Source organism: Kistimonas asteriae (assembly GCF_018263925.1).
GTDB classification, from domain to species: Bacteria; Pseudomonadota; Gammaproteobacteria; order Pseudomonadales; family Endozoicomonadaceae; genus Kistimonas; species Kistimonas asteriae.
Window position 1 is genome coordinate 70,548 of sequence record NZ_JAEVHF010000009.1, and the last position, 17,338, is coordinate 87,885.

The 17,338-nt window shown below is 55.5% G+C and carries 14 protein-coding genes; 11 read left to right on the plus strand and 3 right to left on the minus strand.

Annotated features, from left to right (window positions below):
• The first annotated feature begins 62 nt into the window (after nt 1-62).
• Nucleotides 63-554 carry an aminoacyl-tRNA deacylase gene (locus KHS78_RS11640; protein WP_211828640.1) on the plus strand — a complete coding sequence of 164 codons (492 nt, stop codon included), beginning with the start codon at nt 63-65 and terminating at the stop codon, nt 552-554.
• Here KHS78_RS11640 and KHS78_RS11645 read toward each other — a convergent pair whose 3' ends face one another.
• From KHS78_RS11645 to KHS78_RS11655, 3 genes are all read right to left on the minus strand, one after another.
• Nucleotides 555-1,337, minus strand: coding sequence for a sulfite exporter TauE/SafE family protein (locus tag KHS78_RS11645; RefSeq protein ID WP_246506398.1), 783 nt, complete (start codon nt 1,335-1,337; stop codon nt 555-557). It lies immediately after the preceding gene.
• A 181-nt stretch (nt 1,338-1,518) separates the two neighbouring features.
• A complete protein-coding gene (gene pyk, locus KHS78_RS11650) occupies nt 1,519-2,976 on the minus strand; it encodes a pyruvate kinase (protein ID WP_246506400.1) in 1,458 nt (485 codons plus the stop codon).
• Between the two features lie 51 nt (nt 2,977-3,027).
• Entirely contained in the window at nt 3,028-4,347 is a 1,320-nt protein-coding gene (locus KHS78_RS11655) for a Na+/H+ antiporter NhaC family protein (RefSeq protein ID WP_211828642.1), read from the minus strand.
• 254 nt (nt 4,348-4,601) lie between these two features.
• Between KHS78_RS11655 and brnQ the strand changes: the two genes are divergently transcribed.
• From brnQ to KHS78_RS11705, 10 genes are all read left to right on the plus strand, one after another.
• Nucleotides 4,602-5,975, plus strand: a complete 1,374-nt coding sequence (gene brnQ, locus KHS78_RS11660) for a branched-chain amino acid transport system II carrier protein (RefSeq protein WP_246506408.1) — start codon at nt 4,602-4,604, stop codon at nt 5,973-5,975.
• Nucleotides 5,976-5,999: 24 nt separating this feature from the next.
• The gene (locus KHS78_RS11665) at nt 6,000-6,686 is read left to right on the plus strand and encodes a putative ATP-dependent zinc protease (RefSeq protein ID WP_211828644.1); all 687 of its coding nucleotides are present in this window, start codon (nt 6,000-6,002) and stop codon (nt 6,684-6,686) included.
• A gap of 155 nt (nt 6,687-6,841) precedes the next feature.
• On the plus strand, nt 6,842-8,011 hold the full coding sequence (locus KHS78_RS11670) for an alpha-hydroxy acid oxidase (protein WP_211828645.1): 1,170 nt from the start codon (nt 6,842-6,844) through the stop codon (nt 8,009-8,011).
• A 304-nt stretch (nt 8,012-8,315) separates the two neighbouring features.
• Nucleotides 8,316-10,142 (plus strand): diguanylate cyclase, encoded by a 1,827-nt coding sequence (locus tag KHS78_RS11675; protein ID WP_211828646.1) that lies wholly within the window; start codon nt 8,316-8,318, stop codon nt 10,140-10,142.
• A 172-nt stretch (nt 10,143-10,314) separates the two neighbouring features.
• Nucleotides 10,315-12,207, plus strand: a complete 1,893-nt coding sequence (locus KHS78_RS11680; RefSeq protein WP_211828647.1) for a hypothetical protein — start codon at nt 10,315-10,317, stop codon at nt 12,205-12,207.
• A 315-nt stretch (nt 12,208-12,522) separates the two neighbouring features.
• Complete coding sequence (locus tag KHS78_RS11685) at nt 12,523-14,103, plus strand: cytochrome ubiquinol oxidase subunit I (protein ID WP_211828746.1); 1,581 nt, start codon at nt 12,523-12,525, stop codon at nt 14,101-14,103.
• A 16-nt stretch (nt 14,104-14,119) separates the two neighbouring features.
• Nucleotides 14,120-15,253, plus strand: a complete 1,134-nt coding sequence (gene cydB, locus KHS78_RS11690; RefSeq protein WP_211828648.1) for a cytochrome d ubiquinol oxidase subunit II — start codon at nt 14,120-14,122, stop codon at nt 15,251-15,253.
• A gap of 23 nt (nt 15,254-15,276) precedes the next feature.
• Nucleotides 15,277-15,399, plus strand: a complete 123-nt coding sequence (gene cydX, locus KHS78_RS11695; RefSeq protein ID WP_211828649.1) for a cytochrome bd-I oxidase subunit CydX — start codon at nt 15,277-15,279, stop codon at nt 15,397-15,399.
• Between the two features lie 761 nt (nt 15,400-16,160).
• Nucleotides 16,161-16,430 carry a hypothetical protein gene (locus KHS78_RS11700; protein WP_211828650.1) on the plus strand — a complete coding sequence of 90 codons (270 nt, stop codon included), beginning with the start codon at nt 16,161-16,163 and terminating at the stop codon, nt 16,428-16,430.
• Nucleotides 16,431-16,461: 31 nt separating this feature from the next.
• Nucleotides 16,462-17,241 carry a phage antirepressor KilAC domain-containing protein gene (locus tag KHS78_RS11705; RefSeq protein ID WP_211828651.1) on the plus strand — a complete coding sequence of 260 codons (780 nt, stop codon included), beginning with the start codon at nt 16,462-16,464 and terminating at the stop codon, nt 17,239-17,241.
• The last annotated feature ends 97 nt before the right edge of the window (nt 17,242-17,338 follow it).

A 17,338-nucleotide genomic window follows, 5' to 3' on the forward strand; every position in this document is an offset into this window, starting at 1 on the left:
CATATACTGATGTGCAGCCTGAAGACCATTCAGGTTCGACTTAACATTGAGAAGTAATCGCTATGAGTGTTTCAAAAAAACTGTCTCAATTTCTTGCGCAGCAGCACGTTGACTTTGAGCTGGTTCATCACAGCCCCAGCATGAGCGCCATGCAGAGTTCTATCGCGGCACGGGTTCCCAGTGAGGAAGTCGCAAAAGCCGTTATCCTGAAAGATCACGTCGACAATTTCCTGATGGCTGTTATTCCTGCAGGCCGGCGTTTACACCTGCATACCGTGGAAGAACTCACCGATCAGAAGCTACGCCTTGCCTCCGAGCACGAGTTGCAACTGAAATTCACGGATTGCAAAACCGGCGCCATTCCCGCTATTGGCCCTGCCTTTGACATGAGCATGGTCTGGGATGAGCGTTTCCTGCAACAACAGGACGTGTACCTTGAGGCCGGCGATCACGAAACCCTGGTGCACCTGTCAGGCAGCAACTTCCAGAAACTGGCCGCCACCGAGCAACATGATCAGATCAGTATGCCCGTCAAAGAGCAACCACCGGAATAATCACCCGACTGAATCCAGCATCGCAGCACCGCAGGCGAGCACAACCATCACGAACAGCAGCCATTTCAAGGTGGCCTGGGAGGCTTGTATGGCAAAGCGAACACTGTAGTGGGCTCCTATCATACAACCCACGGCCAGAATCATCCCCGGCACCCAAAGCACCAGGTCGTACCAGACGAACACCCCTAACGCCAGCAGGCTGAAGCAGGCGGTACAGACCACTTTCAGGGCATTGGCGCGTACCAGGTCATAACGCAGCCCTCCCGCCAGCGCCGCAATCAGCATGAAGCCAACCCCTGCCTGAACAAACCCGCCGTAGACACCTGCCAGAAACAGCCCTGCCCAGGCGGAAGGTTTACTGTGCAGGGGTATAACCGGCGTACCCGGTTCCGGCGCCACGGTTGATGGTTTGATGATCATGACCAGCGCCATCAACACCATGCTGCCCAGTAGCACCGGTTTCAACACCCCTTCCGGCAGGAAGGCGGCAGCAAGCGCACCGACCAGTGAACCCAGCAATGTCGGTATCACGACAGCCATCATGGCAGGGGCTTCCAGCCGTTTCTCGCGATAAAACCCCTGCATACCCGTTAGCGACTGCATGACGACACCGACCCGGTTGGTCGCATTCGCCACATCTGCAGGCATACCCATCAACATCAGTGCCGGCAGGGTCAGCATGGAGCCGCCCCCCGCCAGGGTATTGATAAATCCGGCGACCACACCCGCCAGCAACAGCGCCGTGACATTTACGAGGGTCAGTTCATACATCGTTTGTTCCATCAACAGATCGTGCAACAGCCATGGAAATCAGGCTGCATCCGTTCCGTCACTAGCGACCGGCAACCGGATACCATCAATGCACTGGGTTAATCAGGGCGGGGAGAAGGATGAGTCAGGATAGGGTTATCTGCAAGTATCAACAGAAAAAACCAACCCCCTGCAGAAACAGGGGGTACATTGGTTATACGGTCAAAATCTTCATGGTATTGGTTTCGCCGACAACAGCGAGCGTATCACCCTTGGTCATGATGACCTGGTCACCATCGTCCAGGTAACCGGCGTCCCGAACGACCTTAACCGCGGCAGCGTTCACGTCATGACCTGATGCATACACGGTTGGATCAAAGACAAACGCCTCGACCCCACGGTACAGTGCAACCAGTCGGCGCGTAGACTCCTGCCGGGTCAGTGCAAAAATAGGCAACCGCGAGTTGATACGGGACATCCACAATGGCGTAGAGCCGGATTCCGTCAGGCAGATAATCGCTTTAACACTCTGCAAATGGTTGGCGGCATACATGGTGGACATCGCGATCGTCTCATCCGTCCGCTCAAATGAGAACGCCATTCTATGGGTTGAGACCTGGCTCGCCGGCTGCTTCTCAGCACCGAGGCAAATACGCCCCATTGCTTCGACTACGCGTCCCGGGTTGGCGCCAGTCGCTGATTCCGCAGACAACATGACGGCATCGGTACCATCCAGCACCGCATTGGCGACATCAAACACCTCGGCCCGGGTCGGCTGGCTGTTGGTGATCATGGATTCCATCATCTGGGTGGCAGTAACCACCGGCCGGTTCAAACGGCGGGCTTCCGCGATGATCTTTTTCTGGACGCCAATCAGCTCGGCATCCCCGATCTCAACGCCCAAATCGCCACGGGCCACCATCACCGCATCGGATGCCAGGATGACCTCTTCCAGCACCTTTTCATCCTTAACCACCTCGGCCCGTTCAATCTTGGACATGATGGCAGCGTCACCACCCGCATCGTGCAATAGCTGGCGTGCCAACGCCAGGTCAGCCGCACAGCGGGGAAAGGATACTGCCAGGTAATCGAGGTCCAGCTTGGCGGCGGTTTTGATATCTTCACGATCCTTGTCGGTCAGCGCGGGCGCCGAGAGACCACCGCCCTGGCGGTTAATCCCCTTGCTGTTGGTCAGTTCGCCACCATTAACCACATGGCAATGAATCTGACGACCATCGACCCGTTCCACCCGCATGGTGATACGTCCATCATCCAGCAACAGCATATCGCCGGTGGCACAGTCATTTGGCAAGGCTTCATAGGTCAGACCCACCCGGTGCTGGTCACCGGCCGCCTTGTCCATATCCGCATCAAGAATAAAGTGATCGCCTTCAGCCAGGGTAATGCCGCCCTTCGCAAAACGGGCAATGCGAATCTTCGGCCCCTGCAGGTCTCCCATGAGCGCTACGGCCTGCCCCAGCTGAGCAGCCGTTTCGCGTACGCGATCAACCCGCTGCTGTAACTCTGCTGCTGTGCCATGGGAAAAGTTCAGTCTGACAACATTGACCCCTGCTTCAATCAACGCGGTCAGTGCGGCCTGATCATCCGTCGCCGGCCCCAGGGTAGCGACAATTTTGGTTCGCCTCGGCATTGCAACCGTTTTTTCCGACATGGCAACTCTCCTTGCTCAAAGACCTCAATAAACCGTAACACCCGAGCCCGTTTACTGACTTTTCTCCAACCGGGGAAAGCCGGACAGAATCGCCCCTGTCGCGCACAGCGCCAGTATCCACGGGTAATAGCTGTCACCCACCAGCGCCAGTGGTGACAGGCCGGCAATAGAACCGGCCAGCAGCAACTGTGCGCCCCAGGGGATGATGCCCTGCACGACACAGGAAAACATGTCCAGCAAGCTGGCCGAACGACGGGGATCAATGGCATTCTTTTCGGCAATATCCCGCGCGACCGTGCCACTGATAAGAATGGCCACGGTATTATTCGCCGTAAACAGGTTACAGACAGCCACCAACAGGGAAATACCGATTTCGCCTGCCCGGCCCTGCAGTCGTTCAAAGCGCCCTACCAGCGATTGAATACAACCGGTCAGCCAGACGAGGCCGCCCTCATGACGCATCACCGCGGCCAGCCCACCGATAAACATGGACAGCACCATGATTTCCAGCATGCCCTCAAAGCCAAGGTAGATGTTATCGGCCATAATCGCCATGGAATAGCCATCCTTGACCAACATCCCCAGAAACCCGGAAAAGAGAATCCCCACCATCAACACGACCAGCACATTCATACCACTGACCGCCAGTCCGAGTACCAGCAGGTAAGGCAATACCAGCCAGCCATTGAACTCGCTAGCCGCCGGTGCGCTCCCCCCATGACCGAGGATGAACAGAAGCACCATCGTCAACAATGCGGCCGGTATGGCAATGCGGGCATTCAGGCGGAACTTGTCGCGCATGCTGCAGCCCTGGGTGCGGGTAGCAGCAATCGTCGTATCAGAAATGATGGAGAGGTTATCGCCGAACATGGCGCCACCCACCACGGTCCCCGCGCACAGGGCCGGTGAAAGACCGGTCGCCTGGCTGATCCCGATCGCGATTGGCGTGATAGCGGCAATGGTTCCCATCGACGTGCCCATGGCGGTAGAAACGAACGCAGCCACCAGGAACAGGCCCGGCAACAATAACTGTTCCGGCAGGGCGGACAACCCCAGGGCAACCGTGGCATCTACACCTCCAATGGCGCTGGTGACCTTGGCAAAGGCGCCAGCCAGCAGGTAAACCATGCACATCGTGACAATATTGATATCACCAATACCCTGCAGAAAATGCTGAATGCGCTCATTCAGACGGGCATGGCCAATCAACATAGCGATGATGATGGCCGGTAATGCCGCCACCGGCGCCTTGACCTGGTAAAACGCGAACTCAACGCCGGCCAGAGAATAGTAAATACCGCTTCCGAAAAACACGCCCAGGAATATCAGCAGGGGCAGTAGCGCTCGGGGGTTGGCTGCAGGCTGTGTCATCAATATCCTCGTTCAGACCTGTAATGATCAGCGAAACGCCATCCACCGGGTCGCAAAATAAAATGCCGCATTGTATCCAGCACACGGCCTGATACAACTGGGCGATTTACGTAAACAGCCCAGTTGCCCGGGCGTGAAACCGAAGATCAAATGCCATGGTTTGCGTATTATTTTCCCGACACTGGAACTTCAACATGGATTTGTCCGTCTTATGACTAATACTTAGTGAACATCCGATTTATGATCAATGCTGCATGCTTATGGAAAATCCTGCCACCCCTAACACACTGACCGGCAAGGCTCTGCTGGCCATGGGTTTCATGACCTTTGCCCTGTTTCTCGGGGCCGGCAACATGATATTCCCGGTGCTTTCCGGCCAACTGGCAGGCACTGAAGCCTGGTCAGCGGCGGCGGGCTTTCTCACCACCGGTGTCGGACTGCCGCTACTGGGCATTATCGCCATGGCCCGGGTCGGCGGGGGCTTCAATGATCTGTCACAAGACCTCCCCCCCCGACTGATCGCCCTGATCGGCATTATCATCTATCTGCTGATTGGCCCAATGTATGCCGTACCACGAACGGCAGCCGTCTCCTTTGAAATTGGCATTACACCTTTCCTTGATGCCGAAAACAGTAATAGCGATGCGCAGCAACTCCTGTTCTCACTGGTCTTTTTTGCCATTGCCTGGTGGTTTGCCCTGTATCCCGGCAAGCTCATGGAAACCGTCGGCGAAATCATCACGCCGGCGTTGATACTCTTATTAATCGTGCTCGGTGTTTCCCCTTTCCTCAATCCCGCCGGCGATCCCGGCCCACCGATTGAAGACTACCAGACAACAGCCTTTATTCAGGGATTCCTTGACGGTTATATGACCATGGATGCCCTGGCCGCCCTGATGTTTGGTATTGTCATCATCACCAACCTTCGCTCTCATGGCATTACCGGTCGGCGAGCACTGACCCGCTATTGTATTGCCACGGGCGTTATTGCCGCTATCGGACTCTCCCTCGTCTATATCGCGCTTTTCAACATCGGCGCCACCAGCAGGGTACTGGCACCTGACGCCAGCAATGGCGGACAAATCCTGACCACCTTTGTTGAGTTCCAGTTCAGCCAATGGGGCATCCTCATCCTTGCCGCCATTGTGACCCTGGCCTGCCTGACAACCGCCATCGGCTGCATAACCGCCGTCGCGGAATACTTTGAACAACTCTGGCCTCGCTATTCCTATTTCTCCCTGGTGACCGCCATTACAGTAGCCTGTGTGGTGATGGCCAACATCAACCTTGACCAGTTGATTGAATTTTATGTCCCCATCCTGCTGGCGATATACCCGGTCGCGATGATTCTTATCCTGTTGGCACTGATCCGCGAATGGTTACCTGCCCCTAAATTATCGACACGTTTCACACTGCTCCTCGTTGCCTTGCTCGGTATTGCTGACGGACTGCATGTACTACCCTACCGGGCCATGGAGTACTACCTTTTACCCTTGAACAGTCTGCCGGGATTTTCACTCCATCTCAGCTGGGTGCTACCCGCCATTGTCAGCCTGGTCGTCACCAGCCTCATTGGCATTGTTTATCCTGAACGCCAATCTCAGACAGAGTCCGATACCGGCCAGTAAGCACGCTTTACCTGCAGGCCTTCTATGACACGCCATAGCAACACATGGATCATGACAACCTGCCTGTTATTGATGACAGGCTGTCAGTATGACCAGAACACGGCGCCACACTACTCGCCGGGCAGACCATCAGGCCTTACCTTCCCCCCCGAAAGGACCCACGTTGTGGATACCAGCCAGATTTGCCCACCACCGGATGTCAAAACACACACGGATACTGTCGAAATGTCAGCAACCATTAACGGGCTTCCCGTCATTGGTTGCGTCGAGGCCATCTTCCTGCACGCCGCCAACCAAACCCTGGACGCCCAGATTGATACAGGCTCAACAACCTCTTTTCTGGCAGCAGACCATATTGTTGAGTTCGACCGCGACGGCAGCCGCTGGGTACGATTCCAGATCAGCAGGCATGTTGGCGCCAACCAATCGCAGGCATTGACACTCCCTGTGTCCAACCGATCCCGTTCACAGCGCCACAATGGTTCGCGCAACACCACAAACCCCAGCGTCAGACTGAAAGTCACACTGGGTGACATTGACCTGTTTACTGACTTCACCCTGATGGATAGCAACCAGCTGAGTTTCCCTGTCCTGCTAGGCCGCAACTTCCTGAAAGGCAATGCGATGGTCGATAGCAGCAAAACACATATCGCCCGTAATCATGCTCTGATACTGACCGAGCTGGCAATGCCGCACTCAGTCAATCAGTGATGGTGTAACAAGACCTGCCTTGTATTTGCAAAAGTGACAACGGTAAGCATCCAGACAGAGAACACATCCGCCATGCAATACGAAAGAACAGGAAGATCGCTATGAACACAAAGGATGGCATGGGATCTCAAACTTATTGATCTGAAAGCACGGTAATGTTGGATAAAATCTGTTCCGTCGAGGATTTCCGCGCCCTGGCCAGAAAACGTGTTCCTCGCATGTTCTATGACTATGCAGACGCCGGCTCCTGGACGGAGAGCACGTACCATCGGAATACGCGTGATTTCAGGTCCATTCATTTTCGCCAGCGTGTCGGCATCGATATCACCAACCGCACAACAATGACCACATTGGCAGGAGAAAACGTTACCATGCCGGTCGCCCTGGCGCCGGTCGGTATCGCCGGCATGCAGCATGCGGACGGTGAGATTCTGGCCGCCAGGGCAGCCGAGGCGTTCGGCATACCGTTCACACTCTCCACCCTGAGCATCTGCTCCATTGAGGATGTCGCGACCCATACATCAAAACCCTTCTGGTTTCAGCTCTATATCCTGAAGGACCGTTCTTTCAGTGAGAGACTGCTTGAGCGCGCCATGGCGGCAGGCTGCAAAACCCTGGTAGTGACCCTTGACCTGACACTTCTGGGGCAGCGGCACAAGGATATCCGGAACAACCTGCGTGCGCCGCCAAAGATCACTCCGTCAACCCTACTCCAGTTCATCACCCGACCCCGGTGGTGCCTTGAAATCATGGGAACAAGCCGTCGAAGCTTTGGCAACGTGGTAGGCCACACCAAGGGTGTTTCTGACCTCAGCTCACTGGCCAGCTGGATTGCGGAACAGTTTGACGCCACGTTTACCTGGAAAGACCTGGACTGGATTCGCGCCCGCTGGAACGGCCCCCTGATCGTGAAAGGTATTCTTGATCCGGAGGATGTACCGAAGGCCATCGACGCCGGTGCGGACATGATTGTGGTTTCCAACCATGGAGGACGACAGCTGGATGGCGCACCGTCCACGATCAGCGTTTTACCGTCAATCCTTGAGGCTGCCGACGGGAAGGTGGAGGTTCACCTGGATGGTGGTATTCGCTCGGGGCAGGACGTGCTCAAGGCCATCGCCCTTGGAGCCAAAGGCGTTTATATAGGCCGCGCCTACATCTACGGACTTGGTGCCTGCGGTGAAGCGGGTGTCACCAGAACACTGGAGATCATCCAGAACGAACTGGCGCTGACCATGGGCATGGTCGGGGAACGGGATATCAATAAGGTTGGTCAACACACCCTCGTTTCTGATTCCGTCCAGAAAATCCGCTGCTTCACCTAATGCCCCCGACAACTCGATCGGTGGTGCTGATAATAGTCATCCACATTCGATCGATATGGCCAAAAGATATACGCAATTCATAATGTGACCATTTGTGACACCTTTGAACACACACGGTGTCGCAACAAGTCACGCCTCTGCTCAATCCCCTGTCATCAAACACTGTCTTCTAAGCCCCGACACCACGGCCACCGGGCATTGTAAGAAACACCACAACAACGTTACGATAATTGGCCTGAGGATTGCTCATGGCATGAGACCCTTTTCATAACAATAAATACTGAAAACAGGGGTTACATCAAGGATGTGTATTACCCGAACACACACTGTGCTTTCACATAAGCGGCCAATAGCAACGACATTTCTGTCCGTCGTTGCCTGTCTATTATCAGCGCCAGCCATAGCGCTTGATTATTCAGGCGATACGTTACTGACAGATCCGTCACCCATGCTGACATCTTTCACCGAACAGCTATTGACGCTCTCGCTGGGTATGCTGCTGGCGTTGATAATTTTCAATATTTGCATTTTCATTCGTGCCCGCAAGTCCAGCTACCTGTTCTTTGCCATTTATACAGGTGCAACCCTGCTCTACTTGGTCTCCAGTGACGCCTCTCGGCTTGACTTGCCAGCGTTTGCATTGGACAACTGGGTCAATCAACAACCCCTGTTTTTCGGCGCCATTGCCACCGCATTTGCGATTCGTTTTATGTTGTCCCTGATTCCGGTCAAAGAGGAATCACATTCCATATACGTTGTTTGTCGTACGCTCTATTCCACCCTGCTATTAATAGCGGGCAGCTGTCTGCTGAATCTCTCATCACTGGACCAGCCGCTGACGACACTCTTCCACGGGGTGCTGGCAATCACCTTTATCGCACTGAGTGCATCCAGCCTGATACTTATCAGAAAGAAACACAGCAATGCATCGTTCTTTTTCATGGGATGGCTGGCCATCAGCCTGGGAAGCCTTGCCAGCCTGTTAGCCATTGAAGGGTATGCTTCCGACGTGTTGCGCTGGACGCATTATCCAGCGCTGGTTGTCCAGGCGATTGCATTCAGCCTGGCGCTGCCAGCCTACACCACCACCCTTTATCGCACCTACCAGCAAAACTATGCGCTGATGGAAAATAGCCTTCAGCGACATTATCGTCATCGCCGTATTTACAATGATGCTGTCAAACACTACCTGGACAACCTCAACGGCATGGATGAGGAAGCCATAGGCTCGCGCCTGCTTTCCACGCTGAACAGCCTGTTACCGATCAATACCTGCGCCCTTCTGCATATCAGAAATAATCAGATATCGGTGATCGGCCTGAGTGGCCAGCAAAAAATTGTTTTTGAACAACTCGTGGACGGGCGCCTGACATTACTGGGTAACATTGCCCGCTCTGCCGAAGAAGCGACCCTGCAAATGCAGTATGACCACCATCAGGCCGCCTCGGTCAGTATTATTCCCGTGCTCTGGGAATCCAGCCACACCTGGACAGTGGTATTACTGCGCCAATACGACAAGACGCCGTTAGACAAAGATCAGCTGCAGCTGGCCAGCGATATCGCCTCCCATACCCGCACCCTGTTCCAGGCCAGCAAGCGTTATGACGAACTCCGCCGTGAAGCGGACCTGGATGACCTGACCGGCATGTGCAACCGCCGATCGTTTCAGCGAGATGCCACCGCCATGCTGGAACGCCTGCAGCAGGAAGCGAAACCCGCCACCCTGCTGTACATGGACATCGATCACTTCAAACCACTGAATGACACCTATGGCCACGCTTTCGGCGACAAAGTCCTGCAGATGTTTGCCGACGTCTGCCGCAACAACCTCCGTAACCGCGACTTGCTTGCCCGCATAGGTGGTGAGGAGTTTGTCGTCCTGATCCCCCAGGCGACACCGGCAAGAACCCAGCAAATCGCCGAACGCATCCGCACGGGCCTGCTGGCCCTCAAATTTGATGAACTGAACGCGGAGAAAGTCACCCTCAGTATCGGCCTGTCCAGCACAGAATACTGCGGCTATGACCTCGAACGCCTGCTGGAGGCTGCCGACCGGGCGCTGTACCAGGCCAAAGCCGATGGCCGAAATCGGATCCGACATTCTGAACCTGAAACACACTCCCTGATATAAACGACTGCAACGTGCTGCCTGGCGTGGATTGACGTATTAATACATATGGGAACCCGCGCCACCCCCTATACAATGGGAGCCAGAAAAAATCCTGGCGCAACCTGCCTGCACGCACCTTTCCGCCGCTCTCCCGACACCGGGCACCCGGCAGTAAAAACGACCAGAACAACCCATGTGGCCGGTACGAAAAAACAAGCAAGACACCATCCGCTCAGCAGACACACTGGCTATGGAGGCCCGTGGACAGGGGCTGCTCGACAAAATCCGCACAGCACCCCATAAAGAACCCTGGGGTATCACGTTCCTGATGCTGGCCTGGACTGCCGGCCCCGTCACATTTATTACCGCCTACAGTGCTTACTACATTGGCTACGGAGCTTTCCCTCCACTGGACCGGGCGATCTACTTCCTGGCCTATGCCCTGATTGCCGGCCTGCTTGGTATCGCCACCAAGCTGATCTACAACACCACCCACGGCCACCAGGAAAAGCAGGATGAGAAAAACCTGCTGGAGGTCATCGACTGCCTACCCGAACTGCTCTACATGGTGCGCGATCTTCGCCTGGAGAACATGGGCGAAGAGAGCCGACGGATAGAATCAGCGGGCATCATCCTGAGCAAGCTCGACCTCGGCCCCGCCTGGGTTGCCCTGGCGATTGAAGATCTGACCGGCGATGCACAACTGGCACGCCAGGCGGAACACATTGAGCTGTTTCGTCGAGCCGGCCTCTACAACCGGATGCAGGACATCATCCACACCATCCGGGAGCCCGTCGGCGACGCCTACGATGAACTGCGCCAGACCCACCCCCGCATTGCCGAGGCCATGCGACAGCGCCTGACCGGCCGGGTGCCCAGCGTACGACAGGGGTCCCCACGGGAAGAGATGTTCCTGGAGCGCATCCTGTCAGCCATCGAGCAGGACAATGAAAACCTCATGACCCTGCATGATGTGGAAGAGCTACTGACACTCTGCTTCGAGCTGATCTGCGGGCGCCGCATCCGTTACCTGAAATACGAGTACAGCGGTGACTGGAACCTCGCCCGCTCCATGGACAGCCTGGAAAAAGAACGTAACAACTACCGACTGGCACGGGCACGGGTCAATAGCCGTTTGCGGGCGCTGGCAACGTATCTGAACTATATTGAGCCACGGGAAGATATCAACGCAGCCCCTGGGCTCAGCCCTCGACACCTGCTGACGGTTACCCTGGACGCCATGGACAGCCTGTCCCGCCAGGTGACCGAGTGTCGGCGCATTACCAACAACACCGGCAAACAGCTGATGGCACTGCAGATCAAGGCCACGCAGCTGGACAAAGCCATTGACCTGTATGAACGCGCCTTCAACGCCCAGCAGAAACTCAGCCGCGAGAGCCGGCGTTTCAGCCGGGCACTGAAAGTCTGGCAGCTGCGCAGTAAACAATATGAAGAGACCAGCGGCGACAAGGTCAGGCGCTCCCTGAAAATCTCGGAGCAAAGTATCGCCCTGGACGATGACGATAAAATCAAGGTGGCACGCCAATTGGCCCAGCTACTGGAAGATAACCGTATACGCCGCACCAGCGACCGCAGCATGGACTATACCCGCAGCAGCAGCGAGAAGCGGCTGACCCAGTCCCGCGCGCGGGAACTGGCGGCGGAGATTGCCGTGATCCTCGGCCACAGTATTGAACTGAACAACCCGGCTATCCAACGAGCCATCGACAGTACCCCGGCCACCAGCCTCGGTGCGATCGAACCGGGCATGAGCCCGATGATCAAGGCCTCGGTCGGCAAAGCGATGGCGAATGCAGTGGACGTCAGCCTGGCGGCCATGGCAGAGCGGCTGGCACAGAACCTGATCCGTTATTACCGGGTACCGCTGACCCGCGGCACGATGGATTTCCTGGTCGATACCTACCAGGCCAACCGCGAGCGGCTGGAGTTTATCGCCGAGCACGAAGCGCCGGCCAGCAACCAGCAAACGCGCCTGAACCGGTCACCGATTGAAATACCGGACGTCCATAAAAGCTGGCAGATCAGTCTCTATAATGCGCGCCGTACCCTGGAACTTCACGCCTGAGAGGCGGTCAAACGGGTACAGATTCAAGCACAGTTGAATTATTCAACAAAATGGCTGATACAAGGCAGAAATGTTGACCCAGATCAACTTCCGGACGAACAGGACACCTATAATCGCGCTGCCAGTCTAGGTATGTAATAGCTCCGTAGATTGCACCGCTTCATCCTGGTACCGGGAGTGTATTACAGCCATCTGGCCAGCAGCCGGAGTGCTGTGGCGACGCAGGGAAACTGTCGTTCTGAATACAACGGGAAAGGTCTCCTGAGAACGGGCGGTGCAGGCACTTTTCCCCCCAGCCACACCAGCGAGGATAGAATGATCCCGGACGAAGTAATAGACCTCTCGCGTCTGCAGTTTGCTTTGACTGCGATGTACCATTTCCTGTTTGTTCCCCTGACCCTTGGCATGAGCTTCATGCTGGCGATCATGGAATCGGTCTATGTCATGACCGGCAAGCAGATCTATAAAGACATGACCAAATTCTGGGGCAAGCTCTTCGGCATCAACTTTGCCCTGGGCGTCGCCACCGGTCTGACCATGGAATTCCAGTTTGGCACCAACTGGTCCTACTACTCCCACTATGTAGGGGATATTTTCGGTGCGCCGCTGGCCATTGAAGGCCTGATGGCCTTCTTCCTGGAATCCACCTTCGTCGGTATGTTCTTCTTCGGTTGGGATCGCATGACCAAGGTTCAGCACCTGGGCTGTACCTGGCTGGTCGCGATCGGCTCCAACCTCTCCGCCCTCTGGATTCTGGTGGCCAACGCCTGGATGCAGAACCCCGTAGGCGCCGAGTTCAACTTTGAAACCATGCGCATGGAAATGACCAGCTTCGGCCAGTTGTTCTTCAACCCGGTGGCGCAGGTCAAGTTCATCCATACCGTGGCTGCCGGTTACACCACCGCCGCCATCTTTGTCCTGGCCATCAGCGCTTACTACATGCTGAACGACCGGGATATCCCGTTTGCCCGTCGCTCCTTTGCGGTTGCTGCCGGTTTCGGTTTGGCGTCCATCATGTCCGTTATCCTGCTGGGTGACGAATCCGGCTACAAGCTGGGCGACGTACAGCAGGTGAAACTGGCTGCGATCGAAGCGGAGTGGGACACCTATGAAGCCCCGGCGCCGTTCACCGCCATCGGCCTGCCGAATCAGGAAGAGATGCGCACGGATTACGCCGTCAAGATTCCCTGGGTCATGGGCATCATCGCCACCCGTACGCTGACCGAAGAAGTGCCCGGCATCAAGGACCTGCTGGTCCGCAATGAGTCCCGCATCCGCGACGGTATGGAAGCCTACCGCCTGCTCGAAGAGCTGAAGGCCGGTAACGATACGCCGGAAATCCGCGAACAGTTCAAGGAAGTCGAAGACACCCTGGGCTACGGCCTGCTGTTGACGCGCTACACCCCCAACGTAGTGGATGCCACCGACGCCCAGATCACGCTGGCGGCGGAAGACACCATCCCGCAGGTCGCGCCGTTGTTCTTTGCGTTCCGGATCATGGTCGGCCTGGGCTTCTTCATGCTGCTGATCTTCGTGACCGCCTTCATCAAGACGGCACGTCGCACGGAATACCAGAGCAAGCGCTTCCTGAAGATCGTCCTCTGGTCACTGCCTGCGCCCTGGATTGCCTGTGAAATGGGCTGGTTTGTCGCCGAGTTTGGCCGTCAGCCATGGACTGTTGCCGGTATGCTGCCGACCTCACTGTCCGCGTCCAGCCTGACCGCGACCGATCTCTACATGAGCATTGCCGGCTTCACCCTGTTCTACGGTATTTTCGCGGTGGTCGAATGTTACCTGATGATCAAGTACGCCCGTCTCGGCCCGAGCAGTCTGCACACTGGCCGTTACCATTTTGAAAAACAGGCTGAACTGCCAGCCGGAATGAGCACTCACTGACGGGAGGAATGAAAGAATGTTCGACTACGAAGTATTAAAACTCCTGTGGTGGGTGCTGGTCGGCGTGCTGCTGATCGGCTTTGCCATCACCGACGGCTACGACCTCGGCGCAGCCGGCCTGCTGCCCATCGTCGGCAAGAATGACAATGAGCGTCGCGTGGTGGTCAACGCGGTTGCCCCCCACTGGGACGGCAACCAGGTCTGGCTGGTCACTGCTGGCGGCGCGATCTTCGCCGCCTGGCCCATGGTCTACGCCACGGCATTCTCCGGTTTCTACTGGGCCATGGTGCTCGTACTGTTCGCCCTACTGATGCGCCCGATGGCATTTGAGTACCGCTCCAAGGTCGAACCGCACCAGCAGAAATGGTGTGATCTCGCCCTGTTCATCAGTGGTACCGTGCCGTCACTGGTATTTGGCGTAGCCTTTGGCAACCTGTTCCAGGGGTATGACTTCAACCTGGACACTTTTCTCCGTTCCACCCTGAACGGTTCCTTCTGGAGCCTGCTCAACCCGTTCGCCCTGCTGTGCGGCGTGGTCAGCCTGAGCATGATCCTGATGCAGGGCGCCTGCTGGCTGGGCCTGCGCACCGAAGGTGGGGTTGAGAAACGTGCAGTCATCGCCGCCCGTCGTCTGGCCATTGTCGTGATTGTCGCTTTCGCCGTGGCCGGCTTCTGGGTTGCCCATATCCCGGGCTTTGAAATCACCAGCGTGATTGACGGCAATGCCGCTTCTAACCCGCTGCACAAGACCGTTGTTGTCGTGGAAAGCGGTCGCTGGCTGGCGAACTACAGCAAGTACCCGATCACCCTGCTGGCGCCGGTACTGGGCTTCCTGGGTGCCATCGGTGTTATCCTGCTGGCGGGCCGTAAGGCTTCACTGACGTTTATCAGCAGTTCCATCTGCCAGCTGGGCATTATCACGACAGCGGGTGCCTCACTGTTCCCGTTCATTCTTCCCTCCAGCAGTAACCCTTCTGTCAGCCTGACCGTCTGGGATGCGACATCCAGCCAGCTGACGCTTGGGATCATGACGTTTGTTGCAGCGGTTTTCGTACCCATCATCCTGGCGTACACCACCTGGTGTTTCTACAAGATGTGGGGACGGATCGGCGTGAAGCATATTGAAGACAACGGTCATTCACTGTACTGAGAGCAGACGAGGAGAATAGCGATATGTGGTACTTCACCTGGATTCTCGGCGTTCTGCTGGCCTGCTCCTTCGGCATCATCAACGTGATGTGGTACGAATTTCAAGCGGGCGGTTTTGAGAATGAAAACAAGGACTTAGAGGATTAATGTAGTCTTTGGGAACCAATCACAGTGGTTCCCAAGCTATTTTATGGTGTCAAATGCGCAGTAAAACGCACTAAAAAACACCAATAGTTACGCGCCCTCTGTGCTAGACAGAACGGGCGCGTTTTTGATTTCAGGGTATCGTTTTTTGGTAGAAGACCGTTCGCTGAAAGGTACTGGGGAACGCCTCGTACTCTTATCAGCACCCGGCACCCCTTCTGGGTAGTGCTGCGGTATCAAATAAGAAACTTCCTGGTAAGCCTGTTCTAGATTCTCCAGACATTGGCGCTTGGTGTCTTTGCACCCTTCGCAACAGCCAGCGTTTACGTCACTGGTCGACTCACTTAACAGATTTGCTATACCGCGCAGGATTGAGAGGATTTTCATAATTGTTCTCGTACGTCTGCTCAACTTAAGGCTGCTGTCGATACTGTATATACATACAGTGTTTTGCACAACCGTACAGCACTCCTTTTTCTAGAACGAAACGTATTGACGCACGTACCACCAAACGCTAGGCTAACTGTGTGTCGGCAAAATCCGACACCGGGATTGACAGCCCGCATCGACCAAAGGCGCACAAGCCGCCCTCAGTGGCTTTTTTTGTGCGTAGCATCTTGCCCTCTTTATGGTGGGTTGGGTGAGGCAGCCGAAAGGCTGGCCGGTTTCCTTTGGCCCGGTACTGTCAACCTCGCTCAATCCGCCACCCAATGATTGACAGCTTTTGGTGGCGGTTACAAAAACCTAGCCGAAGGATGCGCATCATGAATAACAATACCGCTACCCTGCACACCCTCAATACTGAGTCTATTGCTACTCGCCTTAAGCTTTCCCAAAGCGCCGAAGAACATCACACCAAATGCAACGCTATTGCTGACCTCGCCGTGATGATTAAGGAGAAGGCGGAACAGGGCGACCGTGCAGACCAGATTCACAGCCTCGCCACGGCGATTGTTGATATGGCCTTTGCCGTATCTGACAACCTGGACGACATAGCTGACACTGCAAACCTGATCGCCAGTCAGCAGCACTAACCCCAACAACCAGACAAGACGAGGTGATGTTATGCGTGACATAACACTTTTCAGTCATCCGGTTTTTGGTGACGTGCGTACCGTTGAGCGGGATGACAATGAGCCGTGGTTTGTGGCGAAAGATGTAGCGGACATTCTTAGGTATAAGAGAACAGCAGACGCCATCAGAACACATTGCAGGGGGGTCGGTGAAATGGAGACCCCTATACACGGCGTAATCCAGACGGTAAAAATCATCCCCGAACGGGACGTATACCGCCTTATCATGCGTTCCAAACTGCCAGCGGCGGAAGCGTTCGAGGAATGGGTAGTGTCTGAAGTGCTGCCCTCTATCCGCAAGACTGGCGGTTACAAGGCGAAGTCGATCGACTGGAGCGACAGCAAGCAGATTACTGCTCTACTGGCCGAATCACTGGAACAGGTACAGGAAAGCCGCCAGATCATCCAACAGCAGACAGTGAAGATTGAGCGCGACCGGCCCAAAGTGGAGTTTGCCGAAAGCGTGAAGTATAGCGATAACTGTATCAGCATGGATGAAGCGGCCAAGAGGCTAAAAGTCGGCCCCCTGAAACTGCGCCAGTTTCTGCGGGATAACAAAGTACTGCGAGGCGACAACCTGCCTTACCAGCGATATGTCAATGGCGGGAAGATGATTGCGGATACCCGGGTGCGAGAGGACAAATACGGTCGGAGGCTGACTTACTGTGTCCCCCTGCTCACCCCTAACGGGTTTATCTGGCTGGAAAAATTGGTGCGAAAGTTAGATGAGGAAGGAAAGCCCAAAGCCTTGTCTGTTATGCGGGCTATTTGAATCATTGTATTCTAGTCTCTCGACTGAGGCATTTCTCCGCCGACCGCTAGGCTAAAACTGGTCAGTTGAGAAAGCTTCAGGCGGGGTATTTAACCCC

Bases quoted from the DNA above. Each gene is read 5' to 3' on its own strand.
- brnQ (WP_246506408.1), top strand. From the start codon at position 4,602: ATGCTTATGGAAAATCCTGCCACCCCTAACACACTGACCGGCAAGGCT.
- pyk (WP_246506400.1), bottom strand. From the start codon at position 2,976: ATGTCGGAAAAAACGGTTGCAATGCCGAGGCGAACCAAAATTGTCGCT.
- KHS78_RS11640 (WP_211828640.1), top strand. From the start codon at position 63: ATGAGTGTTTCAAAAAAACTGTCTCAATTTCTTGCGCAGCAGCACGTT.
- KHS78_RS11685 (WP_211828746.1), top strand. From the start codon at position 12,523: ATGATCCCGGACGAAGTAATAGACCTCTCGCGTCTGCAGTTTGCTTTG.
- KHS78_RS11655 (WP_211828642.1), bottom strand. From the start codon at position 4,347: ATGACACAGCCTGCAGCCAACCCCCGAGCGCTACTGCCCCTGCTGATA.
- KHS78_RS11665 (WP_211828644.1), top strand. From the start codon at position 6,000: ATGACACGCCATAGCAACACATGGATCATGACAACCTGCCTGTTATTG.
- KHS78_RS11680 (WP_211828647.1), top strand. From the start codon at position 10,315: ATGTGGCCGGTACGAAAAAACAAGCAAGACACCATCCGCTCAGCAGAC.
- cydX (WP_211828649.1), top strand. From the start codon at position 15,277: ATGTGGTACTTCACCTGGATTCTCGGCGTTCTGCTGGCCTGCTCCTTC.
- KHS78_RS11670 (WP_211828645.1), top strand. From the start codon at position 6,842: ATGTTGGATAAAATCTGTTCCGTCGAGGATTTCCGCGCCCTGGCCAGA.
- KHS78_RS11700 (WP_211828650.1), top strand. From the start codon at position 16,161: ATGAATAACAATACCGCTACCCTGCACACCCTCAATACTGAGTCTATT.
- KHS78_RS11645 (WP_246506398.1), bottom strand. From the start codon at position 1,337: ATGGAACAAACGATGTATGAACTGACCCTCGTAAATGTCACGGCGCTG.
- KHS78_RS11705 (WP_211828651.1), top strand. From the start codon at position 16,462: ATGCGTGACATAACACTTTTCAGTCATCCGGTTTTTGGTGACGTGCGT.
- cydB (WP_211828648.1), top strand. From the start codon at position 14,120: ATGTTCGACTACGAAGTATTAAAACTCCTGTGGTGGGTGCTGGTCGGC.
- KHS78_RS11675 (WP_211828646.1), top strand. From the start codon at position 8,316: ATGTGTATTACCCGAACACACACTGTGCTTTCACATAAGCGGCCAATA.